This is a genomic window from Zwartia hollandica (assembly GCF_019923725.1).
In the GTDB taxonomy this organism is placed as follows: domain Bacteria; phylum Pseudomonadota; class Gammaproteobacteria; order Burkholderiales; family Burkholderiaceae_B; genus Zwartia; species Zwartia hollandica.
The window spans coordinates 615,493-625,489 of the sequence record NZ_JAHXRI010000006.1 but is presented as its reverse complement, the minus strand read 5'-3'; the positions used below and the strand labels follow the sequence as shown (position 1 = coordinate 625,489).

Genomic DNA, 9,997 nt, shown 5'->3' with positions numbered 1-9,997 from the left:
ACCAGAGCGATGTATCTGCCACCAAAGGCGCGAACGTCGCAGAGGTGCCAAGCAGGCCTAAAAATAGACCATGCGCGATAGCAAAGGCGAAAATACTTTGGCTCAGACCCGCCCACACAAACCCAATGAGAATGCCTGCAGAGCCAATGAGCAAGGATACCGTCACACCCCAGCGATCGACGATGCGCCCCATAAACACGCCGCCGACACCAAAGCCGATCATCATTAAGGTGTAGGGCAAGGAGGCCTCAGATCGGCTCACACCGAACTCTGCTTGCACCTCTGGCAGAACAACCGCCACGGCAAACATGCAGCTGCTACCCATCAGCATCGCACACAAGGAGACGACTAAGCGCCAGAATGCGTAGCGCGAGTCGATCAGTTCGGCAGGAGCAGGAATCTTGTTCTTCATAGACCATCCAGAGTGGCGTCAGCGTAACATGCAGCCGTAAACCGTTCTACACTGTCTGTCATGACAATTACCCAATGGTTTGCTCCGATCTTTATTGTGATTTGGAGCACAGGCTTCATCATTGCACGCTACGGCATGCCTTACTCGGAGCCCATGACGTTTCTGGCGATTCGGTTTGCCGGGGTGCTACTGTGCATGATCCCAGTGGTTTTATGGCTCAAAGCGCCGTGGCCACGAGGAAAGCAAATCTGGCATATCGCAATCGCTGGTGCATTATTCCAGTTTGGCTACTTGGGAGGCGTCTGGGCCGCCGTCAAACAAGGAATGCCTGCGGGTCTTGCCGCACTGATCATCGGTTTGCAACCAATTTTGACCGCGGTTTTTGCGTCCTTAGTCGCTGAACGCGTGACGCCCCGACAATGGCTCGGCCTACTACTCGGGCTGACTGGTGTCGCTCTTGTTTTGTATGCCAAGCTGCACATAGACGGTTTATCACTCGTCAGTACATTGCTGGCCTTTGGCGCGATGTTGTCGATCACCTTTGGTACGCTGTACCAAAAACGTTATTGCCCCTCCTTTGATTTGCGGACAGGCTCCGTGATTCAGTTCTCCATCAGTCTGGTGCTGAGCGTCATCATGATGCTCTTGTTCGAGACACGCGAGGTGCAATGGACCACGCCGATGATCGGCGCCATGCTCTGGGGCATCCTGCCAATTTCGATAGGTGCGATGAGCCTTTGGTTCATTTTGCTGCGCAAAGGCGACGCGACGAAAGTGAGTAGCATGATGTATCTGGTGCCGCCTAGCACTGCCTTGATGGCATGGATCCTATTTGACGAAATACTCACACCCCTTATTTTGCTGGGCATTTTGATCACGATGTTGGGCGTGCTGCTTGTGAATCAAACCACATGGCCTGCATGGGTAAAGCAACGAATATCTCGGACTTAACACGCTAAAATCTGCGATCTATTTCAGACAAGATTTCAGCATGCAATCCACCGTTAGTTCTTCCGTTCCCCCAGCCGCACGAAAATACCGCTACTACGACTTCATTCTCGTCGCATTCGTGACAGTATTGGTTTGTGCCAATCTGATTGGGCCTGGCAAGGCAGCGCAATTTGAACTCCCCATTCTTGGCACAGTCGTTTTTGGTGCCGGTGTTCTCTTTTTTCCGATTGCCTTTTTGTTTGGCGATATTCTGACCGAGGTCTACGGCTACGCCCACGATCGTCGTGCCGTGTGGTGTGGGTTCTTCGCTCTACTCTTTGCCGCCTTCATGTCGCTCGTTGTCGTGAACCTGACGCCCGCACCCGGCGCGCACAATACTAATTTACAAAGCGGACTAGAGATCGTCTTTGGCAACACCTGGCGCATCGCCGCGGGTTCCATCATCGCCTTTTGGTGCGGCAGCCTCGTCAATGCTTTTGTGCTGGCCAAGTTAAAGATTTACACCGCAGGCAAATACCTTTGGGTTCGCACGATCGGCTCAACGGCCGTGGGCGAAGCGGTAGACTCCACACTGTTTTACTTTTTGGCGTTCTACGGCATCTGGCCACTTAAGCAGATCATCGCTGTCGTGATTGCACAATATTGCATTAAAACGCTCTGGGAAATCCTCGCAACGCCACTGACCTATCGCATCGTGGCATTCTTAAAGCGCAAGGAAAACGAGGACTACTACGACCGGAATACCAATTTCACACCCTTCCGCGTCAAGGTCTAGTCCCAAGAAAGGGGTCGGCTCAGCGGCGAGAGATCAACACGCCTGCGGCTGCAACCGCCAGCAAGCCGAGCGTCAGGTAACCCCAATCACTCATCACATGCATCAATTCTGCCAGGATCCCATCCGAATGCCCAGGATGGGCCCAAGCACCGGTGGTGGCCACCAAAAGAATCCCACCGCTCACAACCTTTGATACTGACATTGCACTCTCCGAAATGTGTGACTTTCCTGCAGTCTAAGACCAAATAGTCTGCAAAAACAACTGTCGCCCGTTAAACTAGCGGCACATGGGACGAATACTGATTCCATGCACCATCTTGGTTCATTACTGCTGTCGCCCGGAGGCCTCGCACCATGCCCGTAATCACAAACGTCGAAGACCTGCGCGTATTAGCGCAAAAACGCGTCCCGCGGATGTTTTATGACTACGCCGACTCGGGTTCCTGGACTGAAAGCACATATCGTGCCAACGAAAGCGATTTCCAAAAAATCAAACTACGTCAACGCATTTTGGTGAATATGGAGCACCGCTCCACTGTGAGCACCATGATCGGTCAGCGTGTAGCCATGCCCGTTGCAATCGCTCCAACAGGTTTGACTGGCATGCAACACGCAGACGGCGAAATTCTGGCCGCGCGTGCTGCACGCGACTTCGGGATCCCCTTTACGTTATCCACAATGAGCATTTGCTCGATTGAGGACGTTGCCCAAGGGACGGATAACCATCCCTTCTGGTTTCAGCTGTATGTCATGAAAGACCGGGACTTTATCGAACGGCTGATCGACCGCGCCAAGCGGGCCAATTGTTCTGCCTTGGTACTGACACTAGATCTACAGATTTTGGGGCAACGGCACAAGGACATCAAAAACGGCCTAAGCGCACCGCCTAAATTAACGATCAAGAATATGATCGATATTGCAACGAAACCCCGCTGGGCGCTTGGCATGCTGGGCACGCCTCGCCGTCAATTCGGCAACATCGTGGGGCATGTAAAAGGCGTGTCGGACATGAGCAAGCTCAGCGAATGGACGGCATCGCAGTTTGACCCTGCGCTCAATTGGAAAGACGTAGAGTGGATTAAGAAGCGTTGGGGTGGCAAGCTCATTCTCAAGGGCATTCAAGACGTCGAAGATGCGCGTCAAGCCCTGAACAGCGGCGCTGATGCGCTAATCGTGAGCAATCACGGCGGTCGTCAGTTAGACGGTGCTGAATCGAGCATCCGTTGCCTCCCCGCAATTGTTGACGCCGTCGGCAAGGACATTGAAGTGCACATGGACGGTGGCATCCGCAGCGGACAAGATGTTTTGAAGGCGCGTGCGCTTGGCGCACGAGGGTGCTACATCGGACGAGCCTTCCTATATGGTCTGGGTGCGATGGGTGGCCCAGGCGTCACAAAAGTGCTTGAAATGATGCATAAAGAACTAGATCTAACGATGGCTTTTTGTGGGCGCACGGATGTCGAGAAAGTCGATAAAAATATTCTTTTACCTGGAACTTATCCCACGTAAATCTGCCGTCTTAAAAACCGCATGTAAATGTGATTTAATCCCTCCCGGTTAAAGACTACCAAATCGTGCAGTAAGCCCTTCTTAGATCCACTTTTCATTTATTCCTCGAGGTTATTTCATGCGCGTGCTGCCCCGCTGGATTTTCATGAGCCGCTGGCTTCAGGCTCCACTTTATATCGGCCTGATCGTCGCCCAAGGCATTTATGTCTGGCAGTTCTGGAAAGAACTCGTCCACTTGATCTCGATGATGACCATCGACAAAACGGTCACGGAGACCGAGCTGATGTTGATCGTGCTTGGCCTGATCGACGTTGTGATGATTTCGAATCTGCTCGTTATGGTCATCGTTGGCGGTTGGGAAACTTTTGTTTCTAGGATGCAACTTGAAGATCATCCAGATCAACCAGAATGGCTATCGCATGTCAATGCAGGCGTTCTCAAGGTAAAGCTCGCAACAGCCATCATCGGAATCTCCTCTATTCATCTGCTCAAGACATTCATCAATGCGCCGAGCATGACAGACTCCACATTGATGTGGCAGACGATTATTCATCTTGCCTTTGTAGTTTCCGCTTTAGCAATTGCGTATACCGAGAAGCTCCTCAGTAGCGCTCATCCACATTAAGAGAGACCTCGCAGCATGTCTGGACACGGTGGTCATGTCGACCCATCAAATAAAAAAATTGCACTTCTCATTGCAATCCTAGCGCTTTGTTTAGCCATTAGTGAAACGCTCAGCAAAGCCTATCAAACAGAGGTGATTACCAAGCAAGTCGAAGCTTCCAATCTTTGGGCATTCTTCCAAGCAAAATCCATACGCAAAACAAGCACCGACTTAGCCATCCAGTCGGCTCAGATCCAACCTTTGGCGGAGGATCCTAAAACGGCTGCCATGATTAAAAGATGGACCGAGGCCGCCAAACGTTACGACTCTGAACCTGAAACAGGCGAAGGTCGAAAAGAGCTCGCAGCGCGAGCAGTGGCCGCTCAGAAGCTGGGTCAGATTGCGAACCATAAGTATCACAACCTCGAAGTTTCCTCTGGGGTTCTGCAAGTTGCCATCGTTCTTGCCTCGTCGAGCATTATCACAGGCGTGATGTTGCTTGCGTGGCTTGCTGGGGCACTCGGCGTTGTCGCTGTCGGCTTTGGTATTTTTGCAATGACTGGCGCTGCGGCGCTACTTTAGCCAAGACCATGCAGCGCAGGTATCTTCTTAAACTTGCGACTGCATCGGCTGCGCTAGCGAGCCTACCTCGTACTGGCTGGACCAGACAGGTCTGGGGCACGAATCCCTTTAGCCTGGGGATTGCGAGCGGCTCTCCAACGAGCGATTCAATTGTCTTATGGACGCGCCTTGGGCTTGCTGAAGTCGAGGCTGCAGGGCTGCTTAACAGCCCCATCGCCGTAACCTGGCAACTAGCAGACGACCGCAGCTTCACTCGGATCGTCAAACAAGGCGAGATTACAGCGGTGCCCGCTTTGGGCCATTCTGTGCATGCAGAGGTGGTTGGCCTTGCGCCCGACAGAGAGTATTTCTATCGGTTTATTTGTGGCGAAGCCTTAAGTGCGATTGGTCGCACCCGCACCTTCCCACAAGCAGACGCTGCCGTTCAACGGTTACGCATCGCTTACGCTTCCTGTCAGCAATGGGGAAACGGCTACTACAGCGCTTATCGGCACATGCTTGCCGAACAAGTCGACTTGGTGATGTTTCTAGGCGACTACATGTACGAGTATCCTGCGTCCAAGCCCTTTGATATTCGTCCAACAACGGGCGGCTGGATCACGACTTTAGCTGGCTACCGCAGTCGCTATGCCCTGCACAAGTCCGATAAAGACTTGCAAGCGATGCATGCAGCCTGCCCTTGGATCGTGACCTGGGACGATCATGAGGTGCAAAACGACTACGCGGCAACGCATCCTGGCAACTCGGGTAAGCCTGTCGACGACTTTATGGCGCGTCGACGCGCGGCCTACCAAGCCTTTTATGAACATATGCCGGTGCGTCGCGCGCAGTTTGCGTCGTTACTGAATAACTTAAGCCAGGAGGTCCGCATGTTTAGCAACGTCGCGTACGGACGTCTTGCGAATATTTATACGCTGGACAATCGACAGCATCGCGACTTGCAAGCATGCACGCGCAATGGTCGCCCCGGAGGAAGTAGGGTCGACCCCGACAAATGTCCCATATGGAATGATCCTAAGCGAACACTCCTTGGATCAACACAAGAGGCCTGGCTAAACACGGAATTTACCCGTGCGCAAACGACGTGGAATCTCGTCGGTCTGCAAAGTGTCTTTGGGCCGCGCAACTTTAATACGCAAGGCGGTCAAAGCTTTTCGAACGACGGTTGGGATGGGTATCCGGCAGCCAGACAAAGGCTGATCGACTCGATGCGCAACACCCGATTAGCCAATCCCATACTGCTTGGCGGCGACGTACATCAGAACTGGGTAGGTAACATCCTGGCAAACTACAAAGATCCTAAGAGCGAAAAAATCGGTGTTGAGTTTTGCGGGACAAGCATCACTTCGCTCACGACACTGACCAACCTCGAGCAGGCGAAAATCATTGCGCAACATCCACACTTTATTTTTGGTGACTGTGAGTCTCGTGGTTTCGGTGTCGTCGAGATCACACCCAAGCACATGACCACAACACTCAAAGCGGTTCGCGACGCGACTGACCCGCGGTCTGAAGCTTTCACCCTTGCACACTTCACGGTGCAAGCAGGTCGCACTGAGGTTCAAAAACTTTAGGCCAAGCCGCTCAGTCGATAAACATAAGCTGTTTGGCGTATATCGAATTTGCTCAATATTTTGTACTGTTGAACCGTCGCATAGTCTTTGCCCTCCTGCAAAGATTGATTTGATGCAAAACAATAACAATTAACGGCTCCCAATGATGACAGCAGGAACACTCGGTCACGTTTATCTTGTTGACGACGATCCCTCCATCCGACGCGCACTCAAGAGTTCTCTCACGGAGCTTGGATATACCGTTAACGAGTATGAAAGTTCCGAGGCGTTCTTAACGGATGCCGTACCAATCTCACCAGCGGTTGTGTTACTTGACATGCGGATGCCCACTCAGCCTGGCATTGAGACACAGGCCATTCTGGCCAAGCATGGCTGGCAAACACCTGTTATCTTTATCAGCGGCGAGAGCCTTGCTCCGCAAATTGTGACTGCAATGAAACAAGGGGCGATCGATTTTTTGTTTAAGCCTTTTTCAATGCAGGACCTATTGCAGGCGATTCAACGCGGCATGGCATTAGATCGACAACTGCATGCTCAGTCGGTGCGCTTGACCACGGCAAAAGCGAGGTTCATGCTGCTTACGCCACGAGAGAGTGAAGTCTGCATCGAAATGCTCTCTGGCCGCTCAAATAAAGAAATTGCCAGCTTGAGTGGTTCGGCCGCTGCAACCATCAAACTACATCGCTCACGCGTACTGGCAAAAATGCAAGTCAAGTCTCTAAGCGCACTGATTGCGCTATGCGACGGTGTCAACCTTCACGCCAAGGACCCACTCGCGCCAAAGAGCAACGATTAAGGCCATCAGTACGGGGCCAATAAACAACCCCACGAATCCCATCGTTGTGACGCCACCGACTAAACCAAAAAATGTTGGCAGAAAAGGGAGCTTGACGGGACCACCGACCAACCGAGGCCGTAGCGTCTTGTCAACAATAAAGAGCTCGACTGATCCCCAGACGAACAGACCGGCTCCGGCAAGCGGGTTACCGGAGCCAACCAAATAAAGTGAAACTAAGGTGAAAGATAGCGGTGCGCCGCCAGGAATCATCGCCATCACAGCCGTGATGACACCTAACAATACGGGGGATGGCACCCCTGCTACCCAATAAGCAAGGCCGAGCACCACGCCTTCGCCGATCGCAATTAAGCCCATACCCGTCACGGTCGCGCTAATCGTCGCCGGCACTACCCGCGAAAATCTTTGCCAACGTGTCGGCAGCACACGCTCACCCAAAATATCGAGCTGGCCCGCCATATAGTGCCCATCTTTGTACACAAAAAGCAAGGTGATGAGCATGAATAGCAATGTGAGCATCACGTGAAAGAAGTTGCCTGTCGCTGTCAAAATCAGTCGATAAATATTTCCGATATGCTGACCACTGACGAGCTCAATCATGCTACCTATTGCATGGGGATACCCAAGATAATCGTCCCAATAGGTTCCGAGTCGCTCACCCACAACAGGTAACGCCACAATCCAAGAAGGCGCAGCCACACCGTCTCTGTTCGCCGCCAACAACCAACTTAACAAGTGGCGCGCTTCATTTACGGAGTAGTAAAGCGCAACTGAGATTGGAACAATCAACAGGACAACGATTGCTACCAAAGCAACGCTCGCTGCAAGCGTTGTTCGTCCCCCACAAACATCGACCAATTTTGAATAAAGAGGCCAACTCGCAAACCCAATAATTAGAGCCGCGAGCACCGGCACCACAAAGCCGCTAAAAAAATAGACGGCTGCTGCTAGTAATAAAACGAGCAGCAACCTCGCAACGATATGAACCGGCAAGACAGGTTGCATTAAGTCAGCACTCGCTGGGGCTTACCTGCGGCCCATGCCGCGATATTCGCAACGACGTTCGGGTAGAAAACCGCGAAGTTTTCGGGCGTAGCGTAACCTAGGTGTGGTGTCAGTAAGGTACGAGGGGTTTTGCGCCACACATCATTGGCAGCCAAGGGCTCCGAATCATAGACGTCTATTCCTGCACCACCAATCTTGCCTTGCTCCAATAGCGCTCGCAAGGCCACCTGATCAATGAGTCCCGCACGCGAGGTGTTCACGATAAATGCAGTCGGCTTCATCGACGTTAAGCTTGCCGCATCGACAACGCCACGCGACCGATCACTCAACACCATATGCACACTGATCGCATCTGATGTGCTGAAGAGCTCTTGTTTGCTGACGAGCTTGACGCCCGCCTCGGCTGCACGTTCCTCTGTCAAGTTGGGGCTCCATGCAACGACTTCCATGCCAAACGCCTGGCCCACCTTGGCAACTTTCTTGCCCAACTGACCTGCACCCACTAGGCCAAGACGTTTACCTTCAACCGTTGGGGGCATCGAAGTTTGCCAAAGTCCGTTCGTCATGTTGACCGACTCTTGAGGAATCTTTTTAAATAATGCCAGCATTAATGCCCAAGCCAGTTCGGCTGTCGCGCCCGTGCTCTTAGGGTCGCCAGGGGAGCCACACACCACGACGCCTTTTTGGCGGCACGCCTCAAGATCAATCGAGTTATTGCGCAGCCCAGTAGTGACGAGCAGTTTAAGTTTTGGCATCGCCTCGATGACGGCCGCTGGAAAAGCGGAACGCTCACGCATCGCTACGACCACGTCAAAATCAGCCAGGGTCTTTGCAAGCTGATCCGGCTGAATAAACTGATCGAAAAATTTCACGTCCGCTTTAAGCGAGGACCAGTCAGCTAAGCTTTCAGCCACTTTTAAATAATCATCAAGCACCGCAACACGCATTGTCTTCTCCAGATAATCAGGCTTATGAACCTTGAGTCGGCCCATTCAGAATTTCCATCAACTAACTTTTTACTACTTGAACTCTTACTGCTTCAATCTTTTTTCTAGCTCATCTTTGGGAATAGCGCCTCCGACGCGACTGCCGTCCGCAAAAAAGATGGCGGGTGTTCCACGCACCATGAGCTTCTGACCGAGCTCCACCATCTTATCAACAGGCACATCGCAGTTAACCGTAGGGGGTACCACACCTTTGAGCATCCAGGCGTCCCAGGTTTCAGCACGATCCTTTGCGCACCAAATGTTTTTAACCTTTTGCGTCGAGTCGGGCGACAAAATCGGATACGGAAAGGTGTACACAGTCAGATTATCAATTTCACCGAGAGACTTGCGCAAGGTCTTGCAATACCCACAATTAGGGTCTTCAAAAATAGCGAGCTTGCGTGAACCGTCTCCGCGAACCTGTTTGAATGCTAACTCGAAGGGCAACTGATCAAACGGCATCTTTGCAAGCTCGTCCTGTCGCTCACGGGTGATATCGCGGCGAGTTTTGGCATCGATCAGCGTGCCGTCCAGCACAAAATTTACCTTTTCATCGGTATAGACAAGGTCCGACCCAAGTTGGACCTCATATAAGCCGTAAGGGGTTAAGCGGACGCCGGCAATCGGTGGATTATTAAAACGCTCGGCAAACAGCTTTTTGACGGCTGCGGCTTTGGCGTCCTCAGTGCTCGCTGCAGCTGCGGCCGCAGCCACCGAAGGCGTGGCCTGCGCTAACACAGCACTGCTGCATAAAGCCGTCAGTACGAAAGACAGCGTCATGAACAAACGATTAAACATTATGA

At 52.2% G+C, this 9,997-nt stretch carries 12 protein-coding genes; 7 read left to right on the top strand and 5 right to left on the bottom strand.

Annotation, left to right across the window (positions count from 1 at the left end):
* A partial coding sequence (locus tag KZZ10_RS06315) for an MFS transporter (RefSeq protein WP_259660637.1) occupies positions 1–412 on the bottom strand: 412 nt, incomplete at its 3' end.
* Positions 413–472: 60 nt separating this feature from the next.
* Here KZZ10_RS06315 and KZZ10_RS06310 point away from each other — a divergent pair.
* Complete coding sequence (locus KZZ10_RS06310; protein WP_259660636.1) at positions 473–1,363, top strand: DMT family transporter; 891 nt, start codon at positions 473–475, stop codon at positions 1,361–1,363.
* 40 nt (positions 1,364–1,403) lie between these two features.
* A complete protein-coding gene (locus tag KZZ10_RS06305) occupies positions 1,404–2,138 on the top strand; it encodes a queuosine precursor transporter (RefSeq protein WP_259660635.1) in 735 nt (244 codons plus the stop codon).
* Positions 2,139–2,157: 19 nt separating this feature from the next.
* Here KZZ10_RS06305 and KZZ10_RS06300 read toward each other — a convergent pair whose 3' ends face one another.
* Entirely contained in the window at positions 2,158–2,340 is a 183-nt protein-coding gene (locus tag KZZ10_RS06300; protein ID WP_259660634.1) for a hypothetical protein, read from the bottom strand.
* A 152-nt stretch (positions 2,341–2,492) separates the two neighbouring features.
* Here KZZ10_RS06300 and KZZ10_RS06295 point away from each other — a divergent pair, with 152 nt between their 5' ends.
* From KZZ10_RS06295 to KZZ10_RS06275, 5 genes are all read left to right on the top strand, one after another.
* A complete protein-coding gene (locus tag KZZ10_RS06295) occupies positions 2,493–3,647 on the top strand; it encodes an alpha-hydroxy acid oxidase (protein ID WP_259660633.1) in 1,155 nt (384 codons plus the stop codon).
* Between the two features lie 118 nt (positions 3,648–3,765).
* Complete coding sequence (locus KZZ10_RS06290; RefSeq protein ID WP_259660632.1) at positions 3,766–4,272, top strand: TIGR00645 family protein; 507 nt, start codon at positions 3,766–3,768, stop codon at positions 4,270–4,272.
* Positions 4,273–4,287: 15 nt separating this feature from the next.
* Positions 4,288–4,833 carry a DUF4337 domain-containing protein gene (locus tag KZZ10_RS06285; RefSeq protein WP_259660631.1) on the top strand — a complete coding sequence of 182 codons (546 nt, stop codon included), beginning with the start codon at positions 4,288–4,290 and terminating at the stop codon, positions 4,831–4,833.
* Positions 4,834–4,841: 8 nt separating this feature from the next.
* Positions 4,842–6,407, top strand: a complete 1,566-nt coding sequence (locus tag KZZ10_RS06280; protein ID WP_259660630.1) for an alkaline phosphatase D family protein — start codon at positions 4,842–4,844, stop codon at positions 6,405–6,407.
* Between the two features lie 142 nt (positions 6,408–6,549).
* Positions 6,550–7,203: a response regulator transcription factor gene (locus KZZ10_RS06275; protein ID WP_259660629.1), complete on the top strand. Its 654-nt coding sequence runs from the start codon at positions 6,550–6,552 to the stop codon at positions 7,201–7,203.
* Here KZZ10_RS06275 and KZZ10_RS06270 read toward each other — a convergent pair.
* The 3 genes from KZZ10_RS06270 to KZZ10_RS06260 form a co-directional block, all read right to left on the bottom strand.
* Complete coding sequence (locus KZZ10_RS06270) at positions 7,144–8,208, bottom strand: AI-2E family transporter (RefSeq protein ID WP_259660628.1); 1,065 nt, start codon at positions 8,206–8,208, stop codon at positions 7,144–7,146. The two genes, KZZ10_RS06275 and KZZ10_RS06270, sit on opposite strands and share 60 nt — an antisense overlap.
* Positions 8,208–9,155: a D-2-hydroxyacid dehydrogenase family protein gene (locus KZZ10_RS06265; RefSeq protein ID WP_259661015.1), complete on the bottom strand. Its 948-nt coding sequence runs from the start codon at positions 9,153–9,155 to the stop codon at positions 8,208–8,210. The genes KZZ10_RS06270 and KZZ10_RS06265 overlap by 1 nt, the downstream gene beginning before the upstream one ends.
* Positions 9,156–9,239: 84 nt before the next feature.
* Positions 9,240–9,992: a DsbC family protein gene (locus KZZ10_RS06260; RefSeq protein ID WP_311133543.1), complete on the bottom strand. Its 753-nt coding sequence runs from the start codon at positions 9,990–9,992 to the stop codon at positions 9,240–9,242.
* Positions 9,993–9,997: the final 5 nt, after the last annotated feature.